Here is a 25,052-nt window from a genome sequence, read left to right as displayed (position 1 = left end):
TAGCCTAAACTCTACTCAGTCGATAATGACCTGGGTCTCTGCAATCCCCAGCTTGGGGAGATTGAGGCTGAGGCTGTCCACTTGTTCGACACTGGCTAAAGGGCCGATTTGAACCCGGAATATTCGCTTTCCCTGGTTCTCAATCTCCTGGATACGGACCTGCTCTCCGAGAGAATTGGTCAGTCTATGGCTCAGCTGATTGGCATTTTGCCGGCTGCTGAATGCGCCCACCTGAATAAACAGATCAGGCTCTTTGGTGCGTTGTGCCTGAATACTGGCTGGATGGGGAGATGCCGATGAAGCGAGCTGCTGTGGTTGGCGGGGGTCCAGCGCCTTAACCTCAACGAGGCCAGTGCCTTGACCGAGTATGCCAAGTTTTGTGGCTGCAGCATAAGAGAGATCGATAATCCGATTGTCATGGAAGGGGCCGCGGTCGTTCACCTTGACGATGGCTGATCGGCCGTTGCGCAAATTAGTCACCCGAACGTAAGTCGGCAGAGGCAGACTTTTATGCGCCGCCGTCATGGCGTACATGTCATAGGGTTCGCCACTGCTGGTTGAACGGCCATGGAACTTGGTGCCATACCAGGAAGCAATCCCCTTTTCCACATAACCCTGGCTGTGCTCCAGTGTATAATACCGCTGGCCTCTGACCACATAGGATTGCGGGTTGCCACGTCGACTTCGCGGTTCTGTGCGAGGTGTGGCGTCGGCAATGGTGTCGGGATTGAGCCGCCTGCTGGGTGCGCTGTCTTCGGACTCAGGAAAGCCCGGGATAATGGGTGATCTTGAGCAGGCTGTAATCAGCGTGGCGCCGATCAGACAGAGTAAAAGCGTATGGATGAACTGATTTCGTGTCACTGTTTTTCCAGGCTGTGTTTAAGCGCCAGGATCTCCTGACTCAGCTGATACACCGCCATGGCGTATAGATTGCTGTGATTATATCGAGTGATGACGTAGAAATTGTGCATGCCCAGCCAGAATTCATCACCTTCTGCCCCTTTGAGCTGGATGATTTTTGTCAGGGTACTCTCATCCGCAGGATCAGGTGCTGCTATTCCGGCCTCTTTAATAGTGCTGAGTGGTGTATCCGGTTTTGCGGCCCTTTGGGCTGATTCCACGTAGAGTGGATGGGTCGGCGCTATGCTTTCGGTTCTGAATGCAACGGCTTCACCCTTGCGCCACTGGTGCTTGTTAAAATAGTTGGCCACACTGCCTATGACGTCTGCATCATTACCCCAGATATCCCGTTTCTTGTCACCGTTAAAATCCACTGCGAAACTGAGAAAGCTCGTCGGGATAAATTGTGGTGTACCCATTGCGCCGGCATAGGAGCCGAGTGCCATGGAGGGGTCCATCTCTTCTTCCATAAGAATTTGCAGAAAGGCCTTCAGTTGCGCGCGGCCAAATTGGTAGCGCTTGGGGTAGTGGTAGGCTTGAGTATATAGGGCATCCAGAATGCTGGTCGTGCCTGGTCGCTTTCCGTATAGGGTTTCTACGCCAATGATGGCTACAATGATCTCGGGTGCAACGCCGTAGATTTCCTCGGCTTTATCCAAATGGACTCGATGTTTCTTCCAATAGGCAACACCCTCTTCAATCCGATTGGGTTTCAGGAAAATGCGGCGATAAGTTTTCCATGTGTGGATGGTTTCTGCCGGTCGGTTAAGGCTATCAATCACCTGTTGGCTGCGTTTCGCATCAGCCAGTATTTTTCTCAGATTTTCGGCCTCGTAACCTTTTTCGGCCACCAGCTCCTGAATCAGTTCATCGTATTCACTCCCGGCATTGGCAGTCTGGCTGGCGCTGCTTATGAAAAGCAAGACGATGAGTAGTCTGATGGTTGAGAAGGTGTGAAACATGCCTGCTTTCCTTATGTTATTCGCAATCAAACCGGTGTTCGGTGTGAATCCTATGTCGGTAGTAGCTTCCGATGTGTGTGTATGGACATCAGGATACCGAAACCGGCCATGATGGTCACCAACGAGGTGCCGCCATAACTCACCAGAGGGAGGGGCACGCCGACCACTGGCAAGATTCCGCTAACCATGCCGGTGTTTACAAAGAGATAAACAAAGAACACCAGTGTGATGGCACCCCCCAGGAGTCGGCTGTAAGTGTCCTGGGCCTGGGCGGCGATATAGAGGCCGCGAAGGATGATGAATATGTAGATGGCGAGCAGCGCCAAAATGCCTATGAAACCGAACTCTTCCGCCAAAACGGCGAAGATGAAGTCTGTGGTCCCTTCGGGAAGAAATTCAAGATAGGATTGCGTGCCATTTAGCCAACCCTTGCCATAAAGGCCGCCTGAGCCGATGGCGATTTTTGATTGAATGATGTGATAGCCGGTGCCCAGCGGGTCACGTTCTGGATTCAGAAAGGTCAGCACCCGGTTGCGCTGGTATTCCCGCATGCCCCACTCCCAGAGGACCCAGGCAACGGGTATGGCCGTGATAATCATTCCGCCCATAAAACGCCAACTCAAGCCCGCCATAAAGAGCACAAAGATGCCTGCACTGGCCACCAGAAGGGAGGTGCCAAGATCTGGCTGTCGGGCAATCAACATAACCGGGATCAAAATCATCACGCCGGCCATCGCGAGGCGACTCCATTTGGGCGGCAGTGATTTCTCCGCTAAAAACCAGGCGATCATCATAGGGACGGCCAGTTTGACCATCTCTGAGGGTTGGAATCTAAAGAATCCAAGATTGAGCCAGCGCTGTGCGCCCTTGCCCACCTGGCCTGCGACCAGTACGGCGATTAGCATTAAGATGCCTGCCGCGAACAGCCAGGGCGCCCAGCGTCTCAGTGTGGATGGTCTGACTTGGGCCACGGCAATCATCACAACAAAGGCAACGCCAAGGCGGATTAATTGGCGTTCAATAACCGCCATGTCCTGACCACTAGCGCTGTATAGCACCAGCAGACCAAAGCTGCAAAGTAGTAGCAGTCCGGTCAGCAGGGGAAGATCGAGATGTAGATCGGCCAGAATGCCTTCGGCCCGGGTAGGATTCGATTCTGGCAGGCCGCTCGGTTTGTAATGCGCCATTATTGCTTTCCCTGTAGCAGATGGTGGTCCATGATGGCTTTCGCTATAGGTGCGGCCACGGAACCACCATGACCGCCATTCTCAATAATGATTGCGACTGCAATCTTCGGATTCTCCGCCGGGGCAAACGCCATAAACAGGGCATGGTCTCGCATCTTCTTATCGATCTTATCTTCGTCGTATTTCTCTTCCTGTTTGACCGTAAATACTTGAGCAGTTCCCGTTTTGCCAGCAATTCGATAGTGATCGTTGCGAATGTTTCTCGCCGTTCCTCGCAGTCCTTCCGTGACCTGCAACATGGCGGAGAGCATGGCGTCCCAATTGGATTCAGAGCGTTTTGTCACGGGCGGATGTCTGGTTACGGGCTGATCAGTAGGTGTCGCCTCATTGCTTTGTGCAATAGATTTTACGATTCTGGGTTGCAAGCGTATTCCCTGTTCTGCAAGCGTTGCTGTGGCGCTTGCCAGTTGCAGCGGGGTGGTCAGGAAATAGCCTTGACCTATCCCGGTAATCAACGTTTCACCTGGATACCACGGCTGCTTTTTTGCCGCCTTCTTCCATTCACGCGAGGGCAATAAACCGCCAAGCTCACCGGTAATGTCGACCCCGGTTTTTTCACCGAACCCAAAAGGAGCAAGGTATTCTGCAAGTTTGTCTATCCCTAGTTGCAGCGCTAGATCGTAATAGTACACATCACAGGATTGGGTGATAGCGTCATTCAGGTCTACAGCGCCATGTCCGGTCTTTTTCCAGTCGCGGTATTTATGGCTGTGATTTGGCAGTTGGAAAAAACCGGGACAGAATTTTTTCTGTGTGGCACTGATCACGCCACTCTCCAGGCCGGCGAGTCCAATAAAGGGTTTGATGGTAGATCCTGGTGGATATTGTCCCCGAATGGCGCGATTGAACAGTGGATTGTCCTCTGATGTCTGTAGGGCGTTATAGTCAGCAGAGGAGATGCCCTCAACAAACAGATTGGGGTCAAAGCCAGGCTTACTCACCATGGCAAGGATGTCGCCATTTTCCGGATTGATGGCCACGGCTGCGCCATTATCCTCACCGAATGCTTGCATTGCGACACGCTGCAATGTGGCATCCAGTGTAAGATGCAGGTCCTTTCCGGGCTGTGGAGGCTTATTCTCTAGCACCCGAATGACCCGCCCCAGTGCATTGACCTCTACTTGCTGTAAACCGACTTCTCCATGCAGGGCTTCTTCATAATATTTTTCCACCCCGTTTTTGCCGATATGTGTTGTACCGGAGTAGCTTGAGTTATCGATTTCCTGAAGCTCTTTTTTATTGATACGGCCCACATAACCCAGGATATGGGCTGTTATGTCTTTCAGCGGGTAGTCCCGTAGCAGTTTGGCCTGTATGTCTACCCCGGGAAACAGGTGACGATTGACCGCAAAGCGTGCCACCTCTTCGTCGGTTAGCTGTACCCGAATAGGAATGCTATCAAAGCGCCGTTGATGACTTTTAAGTCGTTTGAAGCGTTTAAGGTCGTTATCACTGATGGGAACCAGCTTGCCCAGCTCTTCCAGGGTTTTGTCCAGATCTTTTACCCGCTCGGGGGTGATTTCGAGGCTATGAGTAGGCAGGTTTTGCGCCAAAATGACGCCGTTTCGATCATAGATCAGCCCGCGGGTCGGTGGGAGTGGTTCCACCTTTACCCGGTTGTCTCGCGAAAGGGTGGTGAAGTGAGTATGATCGACTATCTGCAGCGTTGCCAAGTGCATAACCAACAGTATCAGTAGCAAGAGCACAATCAGTGCGGCAATAATGGCGCGCGATCGAAATAACCGGCTTTCACGCAGATAGTCTTTAAGCGTGCTCGGGTACATCTTGTTAGCTTACTTGGAACTTGCGTCGTAAATCACGCAGGATAATATAGATCCAGGGCCATAAAAGCATGCCGACCAGTGGCGGGGCCCAATAGGTAAGTGGTGGCGTGGGTTGTGCCACGGCCCCGATTACCCACAGCGAGATCAGTTTTTCCAATAGCAACAGTACCAGGATGGTCAAGGATTGTTGCCACAAAGGGAAAAGACGAATGCGCAAGTGCATCTCAAAGACAATATAGGCAATCAGCGCCAGTGAGAGGGCGTGTTGGCCCAGTAGGGTTCCTGTCAGGACATCCACGGTAATACCGGTCACCCAACCAACAGCAACACCCACTCGGTGTGGCAAGGCCAACACCCAATAAATCAGTACAAGGGTATACCACTGGGGTCTCAGCATTTGTGCCCAGTCGGGTAGCGGCAGAATGGCCAGCAGCAAGGCGACAAAGAAACTGCCGACAATGACGATGGTGCCTTGTCTGGGGGAAAGCGTCATGGGTTATCCCTCGGCACAGGTTCAGTTGTGGATTCGACCTCTTTTTCAGGTTCCAGTTGCGGAGTGGTGTCAGTCTGCTCTGGTGGGGTCAGGGTCCATACTAATAGTGCCTCACGTGCTCGCTCCAGATGGGCGCTGGGCTGGGCCTTTATTCGTGCAAAGGGTTCCCCGGGTTCTCGAATAATGGAGGTGACTACGGCCACTGGATAGCCGGAGGGAAAGCGTCCACCCAGACCAGAGGTTACCAGCAGGTCGCCCACCTCTATGTCAGCATTGTTGGGCAGATTGGGTAATTCCAGCTCGTTGATGCGCCCACTTCCTATTGCCACGGTACGTAACCCATTGCGATTGACCTGGATGGGTAGGGCGTGGCTGGCATCCGTAATCATCAGTACGGAGGAGGTGAAGCGATTGACATGGACGACCTGTCCCATCACCGCATTGGCATGCAGCACGGGCTGCCCCTTGAAAATGCCGGAACTCGACCCCTTGTTCAACAGCACGAGTTGACGATAGGGGTCCATGTCTACGGCGATCAACTCCGCAATTAGAACCCGGTCGCCGATTTTGAATGAGGAGTCCAAAAGATCCCGCAGGCGCATATTCTCAGCTTCCAGGGCGGCCAGCTTCTGCTGGCGCCCCTGGAGCAAAAGATTCTCTTTTTTAAGGTTTCGGTTCTCGTCCTGGAGGCGGGTGCGGGTGGCAAATGTTTCTGAGGCCCAGTGACCGATTGAGAGGGGTAGATTGGCCACATATTGCAGCGGGTAGATCACCGTTGAGAGCGCCGACCTGACCGATTCCAGGTGGTGTTGGCGGTGATCGATGATCATCAAGACGAGCGAAAACACCACGGCTAAGATGACGCGGAAGGTAATCGACGGACCTTGTGTAAAGATCGGCTTAATGGGGGATCAGCCTCTTTGACTCTTGATCAGCGCCTGACGGCAATTACTCCAGTGAGAACAGCAGTTCGCCGCCCCGCTCATCCAACATCTCCAGTGCCCGGCCACCGCCACGGGCAACGCAGGTGAGGGGGTCTTCCGCAATAAGTACGGGCAAGCCTGTCTCCTCTTCCAGCAGACGGTCTATATCTCGTAACAGTGCACCACCGCCTGTTAGCACGATACCGCATTCGGCTACATCGGCACCCAGTTCAGGGGGGGTCTGCTCCAGAGCGGCCTTCACAGCACCTACAATGCCTGACAGTGGCTCCTGCATTGCTTCAAGAATCTCGTTGCTGCTCAGGGTGAAGCTGCGCGGGATGCCTTCAGCCAGATTGCGGCCTTTGATCTCCATCTCCTTGACTTCATTACCAGGAAAGGCGGAGCCAATCTCTTTTTTAATACGCTCGGCAGTTGCTTCACCAATCAGGGTGCCGTAGTTACGGCGCACATAGTTGATGATTGCCTCATCGAAGCGATCACCGCCGACACGGACGGAGTTGGAATAGACAATGCCGTTGAGGGAGATGATGGCAACTTCGGATGTGCCGCCGCCAATATCCAGGACCATGGAGCCCCTGGCCTCATTGACCGGGAGACCGGCGCCGATTGCGGCTGACATCGGTTCTTCAATCAGGTAGACCTCTCGAGCCCCTGCGCCTGCTGCGGATTCCCTGATCGCCCTGCGCTCCACCTGGGTCGAGCCGCAGGGAACGCAGACCAGCACCCGCGGACTTGGACGAATAAGTTTGGCTTCATGCACCTTGTGAATGAAGTGCTGTAACATTTTTTCTGTGACAGTGAAGTCGGCAATGACGCCATCTTTCATGGGCCTGATTGCGGTGATGTTGTTGGGCGTGCGACCCAGCATTCGTTTTGCTTCTTCACCCACGGCAGCAACAGATTTGCCGCCGCCTGGTCCTCTGTCGGTGCGGATGGCCACAACAGAGGGTTCATTGAGCACGATGCCTTTGCCTCGTGCATAAATCAGGGTGTTTGCTGTTCCAAGATCTATCGACAGATCATTGGAGAAAAGTCCGCGTATACGTCTGAACATTGCGAAATTGATATCCCATGCGGTGTGTCGTTAATTATTACAGGGCGCCGCTTCCATCCTGATGCCCCGAGAAAAGACGTAATCTAGCAATCGCAGGGGGGCTTGGGCAAGGAACTCTGCCTGAAAATATCCATAATTGAGGGGTAGTTTATCATTTCTGCACCTGCACGCATGCGGTTAAATGTGTTAATTTCCCCCTCTTGGAAACAAAAGACAAAAATATCCTGGAAAAGTAGCCGCAAAAGGTATTCGTTTTTGTGGTCTCCCCGGGATTCGCCTGACCCCTATATCGTCGAATCCATTACCTGTAAGTTTGAGGAATCTATGTCTCTGGAACGATCCGATGTTGAGAAGATAGCTCATTTGGCCCGCTTGTCAGTGAGCAATGACGAACTGGATGCAGTCGCTTCTGATTTGTCGAATATTTTGAATCTGGTTGAACAGATGGATCAGGCGGACACGGAAGGTGTTGAGCCAATGGCGCATCCGCTGCATATGGTTCAGCGACTCAGAGAAGATAGGGTGACTGAGCAGGATCAGCGAGAGCTGTTCCAATCGATCGCGCCCTTTACTGAGGATGGCCTCTATCTGGTTCCCCGGGTGATTGAGTAGTGGCCTGAATAAATTCGGGATAATTGATTTGCCTGTTTTGATGGATTGATTGAATGTATAACAAAACGATTTCTGAGCTGGCGCGGGGTTTGCGCGCGGGTGACTTCTCCAGTGTTGAGCTGACACGCACCTACTTGAAGCGGGTTTCCAGTTTTAATTCAGGGCTTAATAGCTTCGTTACGGTCTGTGAAGAGCAGGCCCTGCAAGAGGCTGAACTGGCTGATCAGCGGCTTAAAGGAGGTCATACGTCGTTGCTGGCAGGCATACCAATAGCGCACAAAGATATTTTCTGCACCCAGGGGATTAAAACCAGCTGTGGTTCGAAAATGCTGGATAAGTTTGTCGCGCCCTACGATGCTCACGTGGTCTCTCAGTTCAAGCAGGCTGGGGCGGTGATGCTGGGGAAGACCAATATGGATGAGTTTGCCATGGGCTCTTCCAATGAGAACAGCTTCTATGGGCCGGTCCGGAACCCCTGGAAAGAAAGCGCCGTGCCGGGTGGTTCATCGGGTGGCTCGGCGGCTGCAGTGGCGGCCAGATTGTGTGTTGCTGCAACGGGTACGGATACCGGGGGGTCCATTCGTCAGCCGGCTTCATTCTGTGGTATCACGGGCTTAAAGCCGACTTATGGTCGGGTTTCGCGTTATGGCATGATCGCCTTCGCATCGTCATTGGATCAGGGCGGCCCCATGGCACGAACAGCGGAGGATGCCGCCGCCATGCTTCAGGTGATGGCCGGTTTTGATGGGCGGGATTCCACCAGTGCTGAAGCGGCTGTTCCGGATTATTCAGCTACGCTGGGTGATGATCTGAGAGGGCTGCGTATTGGTGTGCCTAAGGAGTATTTCGGGGGTGGGCTCGACGCCAATATTGAGGCCTCCATTCAATTAGCTCTGAATGAATATGTCAGCATGGGTGCAGAGCTTGTGGATATCAGCTTGCCGAATACCCATCTGGGTGTGCCGACCTATTATGTGGTAGCACCTGCCGAGTGCTCCTCCAACTTGTCACGCTTCGATGGTGTTCGCTTTGGCCATCGTTGTAGTGAGCCAAAGGATCTGGAGGATCTATACAAGCGTTCACGAGGTGAAGGTTTTGGGGCTGAGGTCAAGCGGCGCATTATGATCGGGACCTATGCCCTCTCAGCCGGCTATTATGACGCGTACTATCTCAAGGCGCAGAAGATTCGCCATCTCATTTCCGATGATTTCCGCGCCGCCTTCAACCAGGTGGATGTGATCATGGGGCCGACTGCACCATCGACTGCATTTGGGATTGGTGAAAAGGCCGATGATCCCGTTACCATGTACCTCTCCGATATCTATACCATTGCGGTGAATCTAGCCGGTTTGCCCGGTATGTCCATTCCGGTTCAGCCGGTGGGTGGCATGCCTGTGGGACTGCAGCTGATAGGCAACTATTTTGAAGAGGCCAAGCTGCTGAATGTGGCGCATCGCCTGCAGCAAGAGACCGATTGGCACAGTGCGAGCCCTGCCGGGTTTGAATAACAGATTGGGAATGTAGAGACAGATTATGCAATGGGAAACAGTGATCGGGCTTGAAATTCATGCCCAGTTGGCCACCAAGTCGAAGATTTTTTCCGGGGCATCTACCGCTTTTGGCTCTGCGCCGAATACCCAGGCCTGTAATGTTGATCTGGGCATGCCAGGTGTGTTGCCGGTGCTTAATAGAGAGGCGGTTCGGATGGCCGTCACCTTTGGCGTGGCTATTAATGCGGAAATTGGTGAGCGATCTGTATTTGCGCGTAAAAACTATTTTTATCCTGACCTCCCCAAAGGCTATCAAATCAGTCAGTTTGAGCTGCCAATCGTTGGTAAGGGTGAAGTTGAGATTGAGTTGGATGACGGGGTGCGCAGAACGATCGGTGTTACCCGTGCACACTTGGAAGAGGATGCAGGTAAATCGCTGCATGAGGATTTTCACGGCATGACCGGTGTTGATCTGAATCGGGCGGGTACGCCTTTACTTGAGATCGTTTCAGAACCCGATATGCGTTCAGCCAAGGAGGCCGTGGCCTATGCCAAGAAGATTCATCAACTTGTGCAATATCTCGGTATCTGCGACGGCAATATGCAAGAGGGATCGTTCCGCTGTGATGCTAATGTTTCGGTCCGTCCATTCGGTGGGCCATTGGGGACGAGAGCTGAGCTAAAGAATCTCAATTCGTTTCGATTTCTGGAGCGTGCCATAAATATAGAGGTCGAGCGTCAGATTGATCTTATAGAGGCAGGCGGTGAAGTAGTACAGGAGACGAGGCTCTATGATGCGGATAAGGATGAAACCCGCTCCATGCGCTCCAAAGAGGAGGCCAATGATTATCGTTATTTCCCAGACCCGGATCTGTTACCCGTGGAGCTGGACGCGGATCTGATCGAATCAATCAGGGCGGCCATGCCAGAGTTGCCAGAAGCGAAACGGAAAAGATTCTCCGAAGCTTACGGTCTGAGTGAGTATGATGCTGTCTTTCTGACGTCTGGTAAGGATTTGGCAGATTACTTTGAACAGGCCGCAAAGGTCGCGGGGGATGCGAAGCTGACCGCCAACTGGGTGATGGGTGAACTGTCGGGTTCACTGAATAAGGCGGGACTCGGGCTTGCTGAGAGTCCTGTGAGTGCTGAAGCGCTTGGGCAGATGTTGTTGCGTATTGTGGATAACACCATTTCTGGAAAGATTGCCAAACAGGTGTTTGAAGCCATGTTGGCTGGTGAAGGTGGTGCCGATCAGATTATTGAGGCCAAAGGCCTCAAGCAGATTACTGATACGGGTGCCATAGAGCGTGTTGTGGATGAGGTATTGGCAGCCAATGTCGATCAGGTGGAGAACTATCGCAATGCTGATGAGAAGAAGCGCCCAAAAATGCTAGGCTTCTTTGTCGGCCAAGTGATGAAACAGTCCAAGGGTAAGGCCAATCCACAGCAGGTGAATGAACTGCTGCTGAAAAAACTCTCCGCTTAAACGGCAAAAAATGTATGCAAGGTGCCGGGCTATGCCCCGGCATTTTTGTTTATTTTCAATGGGGTTAGTGAGCCTTTTGGTGATGACAGTGGATCGCTTTGAATAGTGTGTCCCGTGAATCGGATTCCTGTATAAGTTCTTTGGACAGGGATGCGAGCTTCATTCTTTCATGTCGAGCGTAGTTGCGGAGGGCATCAAAGGCGCTCTGTTCATTGACCGAAAAACGCTCCATATAAATACCGACGGCAACACTGATCTCCCGGTTTCTAGTAATAGCATCAGTCAGGTCTACCTCTTTTTGTTGTAATTCATTAAGTTCTGCAGAGCGTTTCAGGGCGGCCTCTATGGCCGGGACCAGCTGTTGGATATTAATGGGTTTGACCAGATAGCCGAGCGCGCCCTCCTGGGTGGCCAGTTCAACCACATCTTTGTCGCTATAGGCGCTTAAAAACAGGGTATTGATGCGACCATCGGCCCGTAGCTTTCGGGCGACGTCTATGCCACTCATTCCTGGCATGCGTATATCCAGGATAGCCAAATCTGGTTGCTCCTGGAGGCCCAGTTGCACGGCAATCGCCCCATCTGGGGCGGATAGTATCTCATAGCCCGCTTTTTTTAGACCACTTGTAATGCTGGTGAGGGTAAAGATGTCGTCGTCGGCAACCAGGATTTTGTAGGGATTCATAGGGATATACAGATATGTCCTTGATAAATGGCCTGTGCTCTGTTTGTGTGCCAGGCTCAGTATCAGAAGAGTATTAACCGTCCCCCCGGTCGGCCGCCAGTCCATGTAAGGATTATAAAGTATATTCGCTTAATGCCCAAACCTTGGGTGTGTTTGGGCTAAAGAGGTGGCGCTTTCTACTTTTCAAGTGTTGCCACAGCAACCGTGTACGTCTTGCCTTGTTTAAGTTTTTCGTAGTTTCCAAAAACTTCGATGAAGGCCTTCTGGATAAATTTTCTCAGCCCTGTGATCGTCACTACATAAAACCGGGCACCAGGCTTCATGCGCATCAGGGCATCATAAAAGTAGAGATAGTAGAGTTCTTTGCCGGTTTTTGCGGGTAAATTAGAGGCAATCAGATCAAATTGTCTGTTGCCTACCTCGGAAAATCCATTGCTGAGAAAGATTTCTGTATTTCTGATGCCGTTCAGTTCAGCATTTTTCCGACTGTATTCAACCGCCACATAGTCTTTGTCCACCAGCACACTGGTGCCGTTAGGTGCCAGGCGGGCCAGTGTGAGGCCCAGTGGCCCATAGCCACATCCGAGATCCAGTGTATCGTCATTCTCCCCCACTTCCATGTAGTCGAGTAATAGCCGGCTCCCTTCGTCGATGGATTTGGGCGAGAAGAGTCCCCAAGTGGTCTGAAACTGTAGCATTTCTCCCCGTAGGGTCTCACTGAAGGCGATGTCCTGACGAAGCGAGTTTAGATAGCGGGCCTTTTCCGCAGAGATGGCAGGTGTTGTCATAAGTCTCTATTTCTGGCCGCATGTCTTGCAGGCGGGGTCTTTTTTGAGTTTAAGGGTTCGCCACTGCATCTCTAACGCATCAAGTACCAGCAGACGGCCTATCAATGGGGTGCCGGCTTGGGCCAATATTTTGATGGCTTCGACGGCTTGTACACTTCCAATGATACCCACCAACGGTGAGAGTACCCCATTCGAAGAACAGGTCTCGTCCAGTTCGGCAGCACTGCCATAGAGGCAGCGGTAACAGGGTTGGTCTGGTTGGCCTGTGAAGACAGACACCTGTCCTTCCATGCGAATGGCAGCGCCGGATACGAGGGGTTTCTGGTGAGCCACGCAGGCATCATTGATGGCAAATCGGGTGGTGAAATTGTCAGTGCCATCAATGACCAAGTCAGCCCGCTTGACTTCGCGTTCGAGGTCGCTGCCCTCAAGCCGGGAAGAGACGGTATCGATACGGCAATCTGGGTTGATTGCACGCAGGGCTTGTCTGGCTGAATCCACTTTAAGTTGGCCAACCGATCCCGTGGTGTGGATGATTTGTCGTTGCAGATTAGTGATATCTACCCGATCAAAATCGACCAGCACCAATTCGCCAATCCCGGCGGCCGCTAAATACATAGCAATGGGTGATCCCAGCCCGCCCAGTCCAAAGAGGAGTACTCTGGAGTTGAGGAGTTTCTCTTGTCCTTCGATACCAATCGAGGGGAGCATGATTTGTCGGCTGTAACGAAGTAGTTGCTCGTCGTTCATAAAGTGCAGGTCATTCATCTCTGCTCAGGCGTGGCCGCAATGGCATCTCCTGCCAATGTGCCCCCTGAAAGGGAAGTATCTGCTGTAGGATCCTGCTACAGGTATTTTCGCCAGTGCTCAGGTCGCGTGTCTGAGCAGCCATGTGTTCGATTTTCGTAGCGATTGATGAAAATTTTGCGCGTACTGTTGTGATCCTCATCACTGCAACCATTATTCACCCGCTGTATCTCTTCAGTGTAGTAATAGAGCGCGCGTGAAATCTTGTAGATGAGTTTACTGCTAAGATGGAATCCGCACTCGATCAAGGCGTTTTCGATCTGCTCAAGGGAAATCTTCAGTACGTGATAGCGTATTTTAAGATGAAGATGGTTTTCGACAAAGACCTCAACAACGCCCTCAATGTCCTGAAGCACACTTGCCGCTGTATGGGCCTGCTGCGGATCGGGGTGTAGTTCCGTAAAGACTATCTCACGGTGCTTTATGATATCGCTATCGTCTGATTCCATAACTTGATCCTAAACGGTATACAGAAATTATCAAGAGATCTTCAGATATTTCAATGCGAATCTAAAGGTTATTATTTTCTTCAGCAGTTTCCATCATCTATCGGTCTTCTGCCCTCAGTCAATCGTTCTCGCTGTTCCAGATCATGATGAGTGATAACTTCTTGATATCCTGCCTCAGAAAAGAGCTGGCGTACGGCGCTTCCCTGGTCAAATCCATGTTCGAGAATCAGCCAGCCCTGCGGGGCGAGGCACAGTGGCGCGTTCTTGATCAGCTGTCTGATATCATCCAAGCCGTCCTTTCCAGATACGAGCGCTGAAGCCGGTTCCCAGGGTAAGCCGTCTTCCTGAAGATGGGGGTCATATTCAGCCACATAAGGTGGGTTGCAAAGTATCAGGTCAAAGGGCTCGGCGTTCGGGAGTGCCGTAAGCCAGTGACCAAGACTGGTCTGAATGTTCTGCAGGCCCAGATCTTCAAAGTTGGCCTGGGCAACGGAAAGGGCTTTGACTGAGTTGTCGGTCGCCGTGATCTGGCTTTCCGGTAACTCGCTGGCCAGTGCGGCGGCAATTGCGCCACTTCCCGTCCCCAGGTCTGCGATTCGTGCGGTGGGTTTGGTCTGTAGGATCTCCAGGGACCGTTCCACCATTAATTCGGTTTCAGGGCGGGGGATGAGCGTGTCGGGCGTCACACTCAATGTGAGTGACCAGAATTCTCGGGTGCCAGTGATATAGGCGATAGGTTCACCCGCGAGGCGCCTCCCAATCAGACTGGAAAAGGTCTGCGACTGCTGTTCTGTCAGATGCTGTTCTGGCCAAGTGTAGAGATGGCTACGGCTGCAATTTAGCGTGTGTGCCAGTAGCACCTCCGCCTCAAGCCGGGAAGCCCTGGCCTCCTGGCTGGCCTCGCTCAGGGCCATCGCAATGGTCTGTGATGCGTCAGATATCATGTCACCTGCCTAACTCAGTGCTGTAATTAGCCTTCGTTATTGGCTAGAGAAGAGAGTTGCTCGGCCTGATGCTCTTGTGTTAGCGGATCAACGACCTGATCGATTGCCCCGGTCATGACTTCGTCCAGTTTATACAGGGTCAGATTGATTCGATGGTCGGTGAGTCGATTTTGTGGGAAGTTGTAGGTGCGAATGCGCTCTGAGCGATCACCGCTGCCGACTTGGAGTTTACGGGACTCTGCGCGTTCACTGGCCTGTTTCTGTTGGACGCCTGAGAGCAGTTTTGCCTGTAGCAGTGAGAGTGCTCGCGCCTTGTTTTTATGTTGTGACCGCTCATCCTGGCACTCCACCACAATCCCGGTAGGGAGGTGGGTGATGCGAACCGCAGAGTCGGTTTTATTGACGTGCTGTCCGCCGGCACCAGAGGCCCGAAAGGTATCAATGCGCAGATCATTCGCACCGATCTCAATGTGATCGATTTCTGCCGCTTCGGGTAAGATGGCCACGGTGCAGGCCGAGGTGTGTACCCTGCCCTGGGACTCGGTTTCGGGTACCCGTTGTACGCGGTGAGTTCCTGATTCAAATTTGAGGCGAGAGTAGACGTTCTGCCCTGAGACACGGACAACAACCTCCTTGTACCCACCCTGCTCGCCGAGTGTCTGACTGATGGTTTCAGTGCGCCATCCCATCTGCTCAGCATAGCGAAGATACATGCGCAGAAGATCGCCGGCGAACAGGGCCGCTTCGGCACCGCCCGTACCTGCCCGAACCTCAAGGAAGATATTGCGTTGATCATTCGGGTCCGCCGGGATTAGTAGCAGCTGGAGTTCGGGCTCCAGTTCCTGCGCCCGGTTTTCTGCTAATGCCAGTTCCTCTTTGGCCAGGTCGGCCATCTCAGGGTCGTTGAGCATCTCTCGTGTGCTAACAACATCCTGCTCAAGTTCGCGATAATGATTAAAGCATGCAACTACGGGCTCAATCAGGGCGTATTCCCGACTTAGTTCGCGAAACTTATTCTGATTGTTCTGGATTTCAGGCTCCGCAAGGAGGGCGGTAATCTCTTCAAACCGTTCAGCAATTTGCTCCAGCCTACCGCGTATGGATGCCTTCATTTAGAATTATTTTCGTTGATCTGAAAAAGGGTGTTAGCTGCTTCCAATAGATCTGACTGCCCTTCAAAACCGGCCTGTCGTATCTGTGTGCTTGGGGTATGAAGCAGTTTGTTGGTCAATGTGTGGGCAAGAAAACGCATGCTCTCCTCGGGTGATTTACCCGCCTGCATCTGCTTCAGTGCGCGTTCCAGTACTTCGTCCCGCATGAGCTCTGCCTGCTTCCGGTAATCCTGAATCATGCCCACCGCATCCAGAGAGCGAAGCCAGCCCATGAATTCATCGACATGCAGGTCCACGATCTCTACAGCTTGTTCCGCCGCTTCTTGCCGGGAGCGTAGATTTTCTTGTATGACTTCTTGCAAGTCATCGACCGTATAGAGGTAGACGTCGTTTAATTCACTTACTTCGGCCTCTATGTCTCTGGGTACTGCAATATCCACCATGAAGATCGGTTGGTGTTTGCGCTTTTTGAGCGCACTTTCAACCGTTCCTTTGCCAACAACCGGCAGGGGGCTGGCAGTTGATGAAATCACGATGTCAGCTTCGGGGAGATGGGTCGGTATCTCCGTCAGGCTAATGGCATAGCCATTGAACTGATTGGCTAACGTATGGGCCTTTTCAAGTGTCCGGTTGGCGACAATAATGCGTCCTACACCATGCTGGTGCAGATGCCGTGCTGCGAGCTCGATGGTTTCCCCGGCGCCGATGAGGAGTGCCGTCTGTTGTGAGAGGTCACTGAAAATTTGGCGGGCTAGGCTTACCGCAGCAAAAGCGACAGAAACTGGGCTATGGCCAATAGCCGTATCGGTTCTTACCTGTTTGGCGACCGAGAATGTGTGTTGGAAGAGTTTCCCCAGAAACTTGCCGGTAGTGGAGGCGTCAGATGCCGTTTGGAACGACTGCTTGACCTGGCCAAGAATCTGCGGTTCACCGAGAACCATTGAATCCAGGCCGCTGGCGACCTTTAGAAGATGACGCACGCACTCCTGATCGGTATGGCTGTAGAGGAAGGGTGATATGGTTTCTTCTTCAAGGCCATGAAACTCCCCTAGCCAGGCACAGATCTCCTCTCGACCCGAATGGGTGTGTGCGCAGTAGAGTTCAGTGCGGTTGCATGTCGACAGGATGACGGCTTCTTCTACGGCGGTTTTTTCCGACAGGCTGCGCAGTGCTGCCACAATGATATCGGGGCCAAAAGTGAGGCGCTCGCGAATATCAAGGGGTGCTGTCTTGTGATTAAGGCCGAGTGTGATTAGTGCCATGTGAACTTATCGCGTAATTGGGTAGTCCCACTAGTGAGGTGGGTGTGAATTCGATTCCTGTTTGGGTCGATTTTACACACAAGCCACAGAGCGGAGGACTTACGAAAGTGAAATTTTGTATTATCAAAAGGTTAAATACAAGTCGCATCGCTTTTGCATAGTGCGAAAATAAGCCTGTTGGCTGTAAACTCAGTTATTATCTATTCTCATATCAGGCCCAATAAAGGGCGCATTTTTAGGTGTAAAATTGATGCGGCAGTTGTTACAGCGGGTGCTTCTGTTCTCCCTTATCGGTTTTCTTGTTTCTTGCCAATCCTCTGGGGTCAAGAAGCCTCTGGAGTCTCAAAGTCAGACTGTGACACCCGGTTCTTCGAATAACAGCGATCACTCACAAGCATCCTTCCGGCAGGCGACAGTTCCTGAGTTGACTTCAGATATCATCTTTAATCTGTTGGCTGGCGAGGTTGCCGCCCAACGAGGGGCATTGAAAGATGCTTATGAATACCAGTTTCAAGCGGCGTTGTTGTCGGGTGATACGCAGTCTGCTGAGCGCGCAACCCGTTTGGCGCTTCATGTGGAGGATGATGATCGCGCGCTGAAAGCGGCCCATCTGTGGGTGAAGTTGGCACCCGAGGATATGACGGCCAGGCAGTTGGTTGTCGTGCTGATGTTGCGTAAGAATCAGGATGCCATGGTCTTTGATCATCTCAAGGCTATCGTACAGATTAGCGAAGACAACGATGAGAATGGCTTCCTGAATGTCATGGCTGCTGTAAATCGTGAGTTAAAAAGAGAGTCAGCCGTAGATTTGATGCGTCGGTTAGTCGCCGAGTTTCCAGGGGATCCGCGGGGACGTTACGCCCTGGCGATCGCAGCCTTGGTTGATAAAAAGTATGCCGACGCTGAAGCGGAGGCCTCTGGTCTGGTTTCTGAGCATCCAGAATGGCCGCGGGGTTATCTGGTTTTAAGCCGGGTCTATATCGCCGAGGAGAAGAGAGATAAGGCCAGAGAAACCCTGGCTGATGCAGTCAGAAAATTCCCGTCAGATCCCCATCTTGTTTCAGCCTATGCCCGTTTGTTGGTTGAATATAAAGAATTGCCCCTGGCGTACGAGCAGTTTCTCCTTCTCGAAGAAATCGAAAAAGAGATGGGTGGGGCGGGCTACTGGCTGGGACTCATTGCCCTTGAACTGGGTAAGGATGACGAGGCGAGAAAGCATTTTCTACAGTTGATTAGTATTGGAAAGCAGGTAGACACCGCAGCCTATTATCTGGGTCGAATTGAGGAGAATAAAGCTCAGCCGGAAAGCGCCATAAAATGGTATCAACGGGTTACGAGCGGTGAGTTCAGTGATGAGGCCGAGGCGCGCATTGTTCGACTGATGGTAGCAGAGGGTGATATCAGTCAGGCGCAAGACTGGCTTCAGCGAATGCGAATTCAAAATCCTGCCGACGCTGCGCGATACTATCTCATCGAAGCAGAACTGCTACGTGAACACGGAACCGTCGAGCAGGTGATGATGTTGTTCGATACAGCCTTGGGGGCGATGCCGGAGAGTAATGAGTTGCTCTATGCGCGGGGACTTTATGCGGCCTCGCAGAATCGAGTGGATATTCTGGAGCAGGATATGCTGAAAGTGATCGCCAGTGATCCCAAACATGCAGATGCGCTTAATGCGCTTGGCTACACACTGGCTGATCAGACTGACAGGTTTAAAGAGGCCTTGGAATATATCCAGCGAGCGCTGGTACTTAAGCCGGACTCAGCTCCTATTATGGATAGTATGGGGTGGGTGCTCTACCGGATGGGGCGTCATGAGGAGGCCATCAAGTATTTACAACAAGCGTTCGCCAAGCTACCGGATGCCGAGATAGCCGCACATTTGGGTGAAGTGCTTTGGGTGTCAGGGGATCGACTGCAGGCGGAAAAGGTTTGGCAGGATGTACTGGAAAAGACGCCCGATAGTAAGCATGTTCTAGAGGTCATGCAGCGGCTTAAGATGTAATGGCTGTGCCTTCTTTGCTGCATATCCACATAAACAAAGGCTTACGAGTGCCCTTGAACTCCTATCCTAACTACCACGGTTTTTATGAAACACCAAGATTTTGATTGGTGGCCGGCACCGGCCAAGCTCAATCTGATGCTCAAGATCGTCGGTCGTAGGCAGGACGGATACCATCTGCTACAGACAGTATTTCGCTTTATAGATTTTAGTGATCAGCTCGGTTTTAAACTCCGACATGATGGTATTATTCGGCGACTCTCAGGCAATGAGTCGATTGTAGAATCAGATGACCTCATCATTCGTGCGGCTCAGTTGCTTCAGCGTGCAGCGGGGTGTGCGAAGGGCGTCGATATCGCTCTAGTGAAAAATATTCCCATGGGTGGTGGTTTAGGTGGGGGAAGTTCTGATGCCGCGACTGTGCTGGTGGCGCTTAATCATCTTTGGGGCGCCGATTACCCCATTGATAAGTTAGTGTCTCTGGGTCTGGAGTTGGGTGCTGACGTTCCGGTCTTTATACAAGGCAAGGCCGCTTGGGCAGAGGGGGTGGGTGAGGAGTTGACACCCATACAATTGCCCGATGCATGGTATGTGGTGTTGGTCCCGGACTGTCATGTTTCAACGGCTGAGGTTTTTCGCGATCCGCAATTGACACGGAACGCTCCTCGAACGACAATACGCGACTTTCTTGCGGGCAGACAGGGAAACGATTGTCTTCCTGTGGTGCTCAAGCACTATCGGCAGGTTAAAGAAGCCTTTGATTGGCTGGCATTATTTGCTTCAGCCCAGTTAACAGGCACAGGCGGTTGTGTATTTGCTGCGTTTGAGAGTGAAATTGCTGCTCGCCATGTTTTTATGCAAGTGCCGGAACAATTCCAGGCATTTGTCGCTCAAGGGTTGGATTATTCACCTTTGATGCAGCTATTAAGTTCTAAACAGAATATTGGGGCGTCGCCAAGCGGCTAGGCACCTGGTTTTGATCCAGGCATACGTAGGTTCGAATCCTACCGCCCCAGCCATATTAATTTAGGCATACCCATGGCATTTGCCGGGGCGGAAGGGTGAGAACCTACAGGTTCGAGTGATGAGCGAAAGCGAGTCCAACAGCGGCTTTGCCGCTGACCCCGAAGGGGCGAAGGGCGTAAGCCCGGAGTAATTCTACCGCCCGAGCTGTATTTATGAATATTTCGCAGGGCAGTGCTTGGACGTATTGCTCAGCAAAGGCCAGAATCTTCAGGGCAGTCATGCTGGTTCCCATTGATTTAAAGGTAAAGAGGGCTCGCAATGCCAGATAGTGGCGTAATGGTATTTTCCGGGAATTCCAATCCTGGCCTCGTTAGCGAGATTGTCTCCCGACTCAATGTGCGAATGGGTAAGGCGATTGTGGGTTGTTTCAGTGATGGTGAAGCCATGGCTGAAATCCAGGAGAGTGTTCGAGGGCGAGATGTTTACGTCATTCAAAGTACTTCGCAGCCGACGAATGACAATCTCATGGAATTGCTTGTCCTGATTGATGCGCTACGCTGGGCGTCCGCTGAGCGGATTACGGCAGTAATTCCCTATTTTGGCTATGCGCGGCAGGATCGTCGTCCGCGTTCAGCTCGCGTGCCCATTACTGCGCGGCTGGTGGCGAAGCAGATTGCGGCTGCCGGTGCTAATAGAGTGGTGACGGTCGATCTGCATGCCGATCAGATTCAGGGCTTTTTTGATATACCGGTGGATAACATCTATGCCCTACCCGTATTGCTGGGCGATGTTTGGCGACAGGAATACCCAAACCTGATGGTGGTATCTCCCGATGTGGGTGGCGTGGTACGCGCCAGGGCACTTGCCAAGCAGCTTGATGATGCTGACTTGGCGATTATCGATAAACGTCGTCCTAAGGCAAATGACGCCCAGGTGATGAATATCATTGGTGATGTCGAAGGCCGTACCTGTGTTTTGATTGATGACATGGTTGATACAGCCGGTACCCTGTGTAAGGCGGCGCAGGCGCTCAAAGAACGTGGTGCCGAGCAGGTGATTGCATACTGTACACACCCAGTCCTGTCTGGGCCGGCGATCAGTAATATTGAGAATTCTGTGCTGGATCAGTTGGTGGTATCCAATACGATCCAACTGCACGAAGAGGCGCGGCAGTGTAGTCGTATACGACAAATCTGCATCGCTGAATTATTGGCAGAAACCTTGCGCAGGATTGCGCTGGATGAGTCGGTTACTTCACTCTTTATGGAGTGATTTTATTCCTTCACTACCCTTCTGGTCGCGGAGTGGTGGTGATTATTTAAACAGATGATTTGGAGAAAATCATGAAAGATATCTTTACAGTAGAAGCGCAGAAGCGCACTGACACGGGGAAAGGTGCGAGCCGCCGCCTGCGTCATGCGAACCTGGTTCCGGGTGTTGTTTATGGTGCCCATAAGGATCCAGCCATGATCTCAATGGTTCAGAATCAACTGATTCAGCGCTTAGAGCATGAGGCATTTTATTCACACATCCTTACACTTAAGGTTGATGGGAAGTCAGAGCAGGTGATCTTGAAAGATCTGCAGCGCCATCCCTCACGGCCCATTATCATGCATGCAGATTTCCTCAGGGTCAGCGCCAAAGAGAAGTTGAAGACCAATGTCCCGTTACACTTCGTGGGTGAAGAAGCGGCAAAAGGTGTTAAAGAAGGGGGTGTGGTTTCACATCTTCTGACTGATGTTGAGGTCAGCTGTCTACCGGGCGACCTGCCTGAATATATTTCCGTTGATATTTCGGGCCTTGGCGTGGGTGACGCGATCATGCTATCTGAAGTTACACTACCTAAAGGTGTTGAGCTGCCTGCACTTATGCAGGATGAGGTCAATGACGTGCAGGTTGTTTCAATTCATGCTCCGCATGTGGAGTCTGAAGAAGTGGCTGATGAAGAAGATGAGGGTGCGGCTGAGGAGTAATTTGGTCCGCATTCCTAAATTGGGTCGGGCGCTCTGCCCGACCCTGCTGTTACCTTTCGCTAGCGTCGTGCATATAGCAAATTATTGCCTGATATGAGTACGCACCCAACACAGCCTATACGTCTGATCGTCGGCCTGGGGAATCCTGGTGCCGATTATGCCGCTACTCGTCATAACGCGGGTTTCTGGTTTCTGGATCATTTGGCCGAAAAGTATGGCGTGACGTTTAAGGTGGATTCAAAATTCCATGGACAGGTGGCGCGTATCCTGGTCGGGGGGCGCGAATGTTGGCTACTAAAGCCTTCAACCTTTATGAATCGCAGTGGCCAGTCTGTTTCAAGTATTGCGAAGTATTACAAGATTCCCCTTGATCAAATTCTGGTTGCGCACGATGAGCTGGATATGGCTCCAGGCATTGCGCGACTGAAATTTGGGGGTGGCCATGCGGGGCATAACGGCCTTCGGGATATCGTAAGCGCCATGGGCAGTAAGGATTTTTGGCGTCTCAGGATAGGTATCGATCACCCAGGAAGCGCCGCTCAAGTAGTTAATTATGTTTTAGGAAGGCCGTCAAAGCAGGAGGCTGAGGCTATTGAGCGATTACTCGATGATTGTAAGCGGGTCTTGCCAGAGTTGCTAAAGGGAGAATTTCAGCGGGCAATGAATCGATTGCATGTTGTGAGCTAAATGAGCCCAAGCCATGATGCTATTGAGGCTTAACAATAAGGCGGTCAAATGACCGCCTTATTGTTTTGCGCAATATTTGTATTACATGTCCCAGGAAAACCCGAGTCCAAAGGAATCTTGATACATTTCTATGTCTGCGTTCCCGCCACCAAAGCCGGCAGGTATAGATCCGGGGCCGGTAATTTTATTTTCCAGTGCGTGCATATAGGTAGCAGTGACCTCCATTCCATCGCCAAGATCCCAGCTTGCGCCTAGAGTAATATGATCTTCGACAGTTGCAGGGGCAAGGATATTGAACATTGTCTGGGAGCTAGGGATTGGTGCGTCACCATGGTTCCAGCCGGCGCGAAGCGTTAGTTTGTCACTGTAATCATAGGCGAAGCCAAGCTTATATGTGGTCTGATCTTCCCAGCCGAAACCAGGCCCCATGCTTGAGCCAAGAGGGTTTCCTGAAAGCAGGTTGGCAAGTGGATTGCCGACGGAGTTTACGCTGCTGTAGTTGATGCGCATTACGTCAAAAGCGATGGTTAGCTTTGGTGTTGCTTGCACCGCGATACCGAGAGCATAGTTTTCAGGTATGTCGAAATCACCTTGCTCAGCAAAAAGACCTGCGTATTCATCGAATTCAGACATGCGGGTTTTAGTCTGATAAGTTGCACCCAGTGTTACTGCATCGCTAACCTTCCCCATCCAGCCTAGTCGGAGACCTACGCCGTAGGAGTAGTCTTTTCCTTTGTCAGTCAGATGGGCTGCATCTGATGATGATCCCGCGAAATTCGCCAGTCCGGTCGCCATAAATCTCTGGGCGGCAAGATTGAGGCCGACGCCTACTGAGTGGTCTTCATTGATTTTGTAAGAGAGTGTCGGAACAACAAAAAGCTGGGCAAGATCAATTCCGACATTGGTGCCAGTTCCGTTGAATAGAGGGATTCCTCCTTTGTAGGTGGTGTTCATTCCACCCGTTCCAAATACGGATACGCCGAATGACATGTTGCTATTGATCATGCGGTTATAGCCAAACTCAGGGATCAGGAAATGTCTTTTTCCGTCGCTGTCGAATGTCCCATCGGAGAAGCCGCCAGGTGTGCCACTAAGGGTTGTTTTGCGTATGGGGCGAAACAGCTCAATGCCGAGATCCATGCTGTTGCCTTGATGAACCATCCCGGCGGGATTAATGCCACCGGCGAGTGTGTCTTGGGTAAATGCAACGCCAGCACCGCCCATGCCCTTTGCCTTTTGCCCAATACCATGTGGTGCATAACCGTTGGTAGCCCAAACGGCTGAGCTAGCGAGTGTTGTGATTGCTGCGGCAAGCAACTGTTTTTTAAAATGCATCTTTTGTATTCCTCCGGAAAATATGCCTGACGCTATTAAATGCGCTTGTGCATAAATATTTTTTTGTGAATAAATATTTGCTTTATTTCTATTAATGGGGATCAGTGATCGCAATATTGCGTATGGATTGCGCCCATGTCAACTAGAAAAAATATTAGAATATTATGTACTTATTGTATTTATATGAGATTTTGCTGGTATTTGGTTATGCGTCTAATGGTTTACCACAATGCGTTGTTGCCATTGTCGGGTAGGCGCGGCAATTGAGATGTGGTTTATGATTGCCTCGCTTGCAGTGAAAGTGGATGAATAAAGTTGAGTAAATCCCCAGAAAATTAGTTGACAGCAATCTGCCAATCTTGCAGAATGCCGGGCTTCGTGGAGGGGTTCCCGAGTGGCCAAAGGGATCAGACTGTAAATCTGACGGCTCCGCCTTCGGAGGTTCGAATCCTCCCCCCTCCACCAACTTAATTTGTACCGCGCTCTGTGGCGTGGTGAGTGGAAGGCTCTCCTGCATTGATTGTGGGGGAGGAGGCGAGCCGATAAGAGGTTCGACGGGGAGCGTAGCGACCCGAACGTTGCGCGTAGCGCGACGGCCCGGAGGGCAAAGGCCGCAGGCCTGAGTAATCCTCCCCTCTCCATCATATTATTTTGTTTTGATGTGGTTTTGGTGAGCGATCCGTCGCTTGGTTGCGCGGGTGTAGTTCAATGGTAGAACTTCAGCCTTCCAAGCTGAATACGTGGGTTCGATTCCCATCACCCGCTCCATTATTCGATAATTTCGAGTAAGTAGTAAGGCCCATGTAGCTCAGTTGGTAGAGCACACCCTTGGTAAGGGTGAGGTCAGCAGTTCAAATCTGCTCATGGGCTCCATTAATCGAGTCTAGCTCAAGATGAGCAGGCTAATTTTTCTAAATAGTTAAAAAGCGAGCCTTTCGGAGATTGAGTCGATGTCCAAGGAAAAATTCGAGCGTACAAAACCCCACGTAAACGTGGGAACCATTGGTCACGTTGACCACGGTAAGACCACGTTGACGGCGGCGATCACGAAAGTGATGGCAGAAGCGCGT

General features: G+C 51.7%; 25 protein-coding genes, 4 tRNA genes and 1 other RNA gene. 14 read left to right on the top strand and 16 right to left on the bottom strand.

The features are described 5' to 3' along the window. Positions 1 to 15 precede the first annotated feature (15 nt). The 7 genes from FHP88_RS03915 to FHP88_RS03885 are packed head-to-tail and all read right to left on the bottom strand — an operon-like array spanning position 16 to position 7,384. Entirely contained in the window at positions 16 to 861 is an 846-nt protein-coding gene (locus FHP88_RS03915; protein WP_260843155.1) for a septal ring lytic transglycosylase RlpA family protein, read from the bottom strand. Beyond that, positions 858 to 1,862, bottom strand: a complete 1,005-nt coding sequence (mltB, locus tag FHP88_RS03910) for a lytic murein transglycosylase B (protein WP_144357689.1) — start codon at positions 1,860 to 1,862, stop codon at positions 858 to 860. Before mltB ends, FHP88_RS03915 begins: the two co-directional genes overlap by 4 nt. Positions 1,863 to 1,912: 50 nt before the next feature. Beyond that, entirely contained in the window at positions 1,913 to 3,049 is a 1,137-nt protein-coding gene (rodA, locus tag FHP88_RS03905; RefSeq protein ID WP_144357688.1) for a rod shape-determining protein RodA, read from the bottom strand. Beyond that, positions 3,049 to 4,893 carry a penicillin-binding protein 2 gene (gene mrdA, locus FHP88_RS03900; protein ID WP_144357687.1) on the bottom strand — a complete coding sequence of 615 codons (1,845 nt, stop codon included), beginning with the start codon at positions 4,891 to 4,893 and terminating at the stop codon, positions 3,049 to 3,051. The genes rodA and mrdA overlap by 1 nt, the downstream gene beginning before the upstream one ends. Before the next feature lie 4 nt (positions 4,894 to 4,897). Further along, a complete protein-coding gene (gene mreD, locus FHP88_RS03895; RefSeq protein WP_144357686.1) occupies positions 4,898 to 5,386 on the bottom strand; it encodes a rod shape-determining protein MreD in 489 nt (162 codons plus the stop codon). After that, the gene (gene mreC / locus FHP88_RS03890) at positions 5,383 to 6,282 is read right to left on the bottom strand and encodes a rod shape-determining protein MreC (protein ID WP_260843184.1); all 900 of its coding nucleotides are present in this window, start codon (positions 6,280 to 6,282) and stop codon (positions 5,383 to 5,385) included. Before mreC ends, mreD begins: the two co-directional genes overlap by 4 nt. A gap of 52 nt (positions 6,283 to 6,334) precedes the next feature. After that, positions 6,335 to 7,384 (bottom strand): rod shape-determining protein, encoded by a 1,050-nt coding sequence (locus FHP88_RS03885; RefSeq protein WP_144357684.1) that lies wholly within the window; start codon positions 7,382 to 7,384, stop codon positions 6,335 to 6,337. Positions 7,385 to 7,708: 324 nt separating this feature from the next. Here FHP88_RS03885 and gatC point away from each other — a divergent pair, with 324 nt between their 5' ends. Genes gatC through gatB form a run of 3 tightly spaced genes read left to right on the top strand, consistent with a single transcriptional unit; the run spans position 7,709 to position 10,972 of the window. Next, positions 7,709 to 7,996 (top strand): Asp-tRNA(Asn)/Glu-tRNA(Gln) amidotransferase subunit GatC, encoded by a 288-nt coding sequence (gatC, locus tag FHP88_RS03880; protein WP_144357683.1) that lies wholly within the window; start codon positions 7,709 to 7,711, stop codon positions 7,994 to 7,996. Between the two features lie 53 nt (positions 7,997 to 8,049). Continuing rightward, on the top strand, positions 8,050 to 9,504 hold the full coding sequence (gene gatA, locus FHP88_RS03875; RefSeq protein ID WP_144357682.1) for an Asp-tRNA(Asn)/Glu-tRNA(Gln) amidotransferase subunit GatA: 1,455 nt from the start codon (positions 8,050 to 8,052) through the stop codon (positions 9,502 to 9,504). 25 nt (positions 9,505 to 9,529) lie between these two features. Continuing rightward, complete coding sequence (gatB, locus tag FHP88_RS03870; protein WP_144357681.1) at positions 9,530 to 10,972, top strand: Asp-tRNA(Asn)/Glu-tRNA(Gln) amidotransferase subunit GatB; 1,443 nt, start codon at positions 9,530 to 9,532, stop codon at positions 10,970 to 10,972. 64 nt (positions 10,973 to 11,036) lie between these two features. Here gatB and FHP88_RS03865 read toward each other — a convergent pair whose 3' ends face one another. The 7 genes from FHP88_RS03865 to hemA form a co-directional block, all read right to left on the bottom strand. Beyond that, a complete protein-coding gene (locus FHP88_RS03865) occupies positions 11,037 to 11,657 on the bottom strand; it encodes an ANTAR domain-containing response regulator (RefSeq protein ID WP_186297597.1) in 621 nt (206 codons plus the stop codon). Between the two features lie 176 nt (positions 11,658 to 11,833). Then, entirely contained in the window at positions 11,834 to 12,445 is a 612-nt protein-coding gene (locus tag FHP88_RS03860; protein WP_144357679.1) for a class I SAM-dependent methyltransferase, read from the bottom strand. Positions 12,446 to 12,451: 6 nt separating this feature from the next. Further along, positions 12,452 to 13,195, bottom strand: a complete 744-nt coding sequence (locus tag FHP88_RS03855; protein ID WP_144358222.1) for a HesA/MoeB/ThiF family protein — start codon at positions 13,193 to 13,195, stop codon at positions 12,452 to 12,454. Positions 13,196 to 13,290: 95 nt separating this feature from the next. Continuing rightward, positions 13,291 to 13,701: a hypothetical protein gene (locus FHP88_RS03850; protein ID WP_144357678.1), complete on the bottom strand. Its 411-nt coding sequence runs from the start codon at positions 13,699 to 13,701 to the stop codon at positions 13,291 to 13,293. 80 nt (positions 13,702 to 13,781) lie between these two features. Then, on the bottom strand, positions 13,782 to 14,645 hold the full coding sequence (gene prmC / locus FHP88_RS03845) for a peptide chain release factor N(5)-glutamine methyltransferase (RefSeq protein ID WP_144357677.1): 864 nt from the start codon (positions 14,643 to 14,645) through the stop codon (positions 13,782 to 13,784). 26 nt (positions 14,646 to 14,671) lie between these two features. Further along, positions 14,672 to 15,757 carry a peptide chain release factor 1 gene (gene prfA / locus FHP88_RS03840; protein ID WP_144357676.1) on the bottom strand — a complete coding sequence of 362 codons (1,086 nt, stop codon included), beginning with the start codon at positions 15,755 to 15,757 and terminating at the stop codon, positions 14,672 to 14,674. After that, positions 15,754 to 17,019, bottom strand: a complete 1,266-nt coding sequence (hemA, locus tag FHP88_RS03835; RefSeq protein WP_144357675.1) for a glutamyl-tRNA reductase — start codon at positions 17,017 to 17,019, stop codon at positions 15,754 to 15,756. The genes prfA and hemA overlap by 4 nt, the downstream gene beginning before the upstream one ends. A gap of 250 nt (positions 17,020 to 17,269) precedes the next feature. Between hemA and FHP88_RS03830 the strand changes: the two genes are divergently transcribed. The 3 genes from FHP88_RS03830 (at position 17,270) to FHP88_RS03820 (ending at position 20,040) form a co-directional block, all read left to right on the top strand. Then, positions 17,270 to 19,024: a tetratricopeptide repeat protein gene (locus FHP88_RS03830; RefSeq protein WP_144357674.1), complete on the top strand. Its 1,755-nt coding sequence runs from the start codon at positions 17,270 to 17,272 to the stop codon at positions 19,022 to 19,024. An 84-nt stretch (positions 19,025 to 19,108) separates the two neighbouring features. Then, positions 19,109 to 19,987, top strand: coding sequence for a 4-(cytidine 5'-diphospho)-2-C-methyl-D-erythritol kinase (ispE, locus tag FHP88_RS03825; RefSeq protein ID WP_144357673.1), 879 nt, complete (start codon positions 19,109 to 19,111; stop codon positions 19,985 to 19,987). After that, positions 19,966 to 20,040: transfer RNA gene (locus FHP88_RS03820), tRNA-Gln, on the top strand. The genes ispE and FHP88_RS03820 overlap by 22 nt, the downstream gene beginning before the upstream one ends. A 50-nt stretch (positions 20,041 to 20,090) precedes the next feature. Here FHP88_RS03820 and FHP88_RS19090 read toward each other — a convergent pair. Continuing rightward, positions 20,091 to 20,267: a hypothetical protein gene (locus FHP88_RS19090; protein WP_186297596.1), complete on the bottom strand. Its 177-nt coding sequence runs from the start codon at positions 20,265 to 20,267 to the stop codon at positions 20,091 to 20,093. Between the two features lie 38 nt (positions 20,268 to 20,305). Between FHP88_RS19090 and FHP88_RS03815 the strand changes: the two genes are divergently transcribed. From FHP88_RS03815 to pth, 3 genes are all read left to right on the top strand, one after another. Beyond that, positions 20,306 to 21,259, top strand: a complete 954-nt coding sequence (locus FHP88_RS03815; RefSeq protein ID WP_144357672.1) for a ribose-phosphate diphosphokinase — start codon at positions 20,306 to 20,308, stop codon at positions 21,257 to 21,259. 71 nt (positions 21,260 to 21,330) lie between these two features. Continuing rightward, a complete protein-coding gene (locus FHP88_RS03810; protein ID WP_186297595.1) occupies positions 21,331 to 21,960 on the top strand; it encodes a 50S ribosomal protein L25/general stress protein Ctc in 630 nt (209 codons plus the stop codon). A 93-nt stretch (positions 21,961 to 22,053) separates the two neighbouring features. After that, positions 22,054 to 22,647: an aminoacyl-tRNA hydrolase gene (pth, locus tag FHP88_RS03805; protein ID WP_186297594.1), complete on the top strand. Its 594-nt coding sequence runs from the start codon at positions 22,054 to 22,056 to the stop codon at positions 22,645 to 22,647. Between the two features lie 81 nt (positions 22,648 to 22,728). On the opposite strand, the gene FHP88_RS03800 is transcribed toward pth, so the two are convergent. Further along, entirely contained in the window at positions 22,729 to 23,982 is a 1,254-nt protein-coding gene (locus tag FHP88_RS03800; protein WP_144357670.1) for an OmpP1/FadL family transporter, read from the bottom strand. Between the two features lie 380 nt (positions 23,983 to 24,362). Between FHP88_RS03800 and FHP88_RS03795 the strand changes: the two genes are divergently transcribed. From FHP88_RS03795 to FHP88_RS03775, 5 genes are all read left to right on the top strand, one after another. Then, positions 24,363 to 24,447: transfer RNA gene (locus tag FHP88_RS03795), tRNA-Tyr, on the top strand. Positions 24,448 to 24,493: 46 nt separating this feature from the next. After that, positions 24,494 to 24,626, top strand: a non-coding RNA gene (locus FHP88_RS03790) — RtT sRNA. Between the two features lie 50 nt (positions 24,627 to 24,676). Next, a tRNA-Gly gene (locus tag FHP88_RS03785) sits at positions 24,677 to 24,750 on the top strand. 29 nt (positions 24,751 to 24,779) lie between these two features. Next, positions 24,780 to 24,855: transfer RNA gene (locus FHP88_RS03780), tRNA-Thr, on the top strand. Positions 24,856 to 24,932: 77 nt separating this feature from the next. Beyond that, a partial coding sequence (locus FHP88_RS03775) for a GTP-binding protein (protein ID WP_260843183.1) occupies positions 24,933 to 25,052 on the top strand: 120 nt, incomplete at its 3' end.

The organism is Sedimenticola selenatireducens (assembly GCF_007625115.1).
GTDB classification, from domain to species: domain Bacteria; phylum Pseudomonadota; class Gammaproteobacteria; order Chromatiales; family Chromatiaceae; genus Sedimenticola; species Sedimenticola selenatireducens_A.
This window is presented reverse-complemented; position numbering and strand designations above follow the sequence as displayed.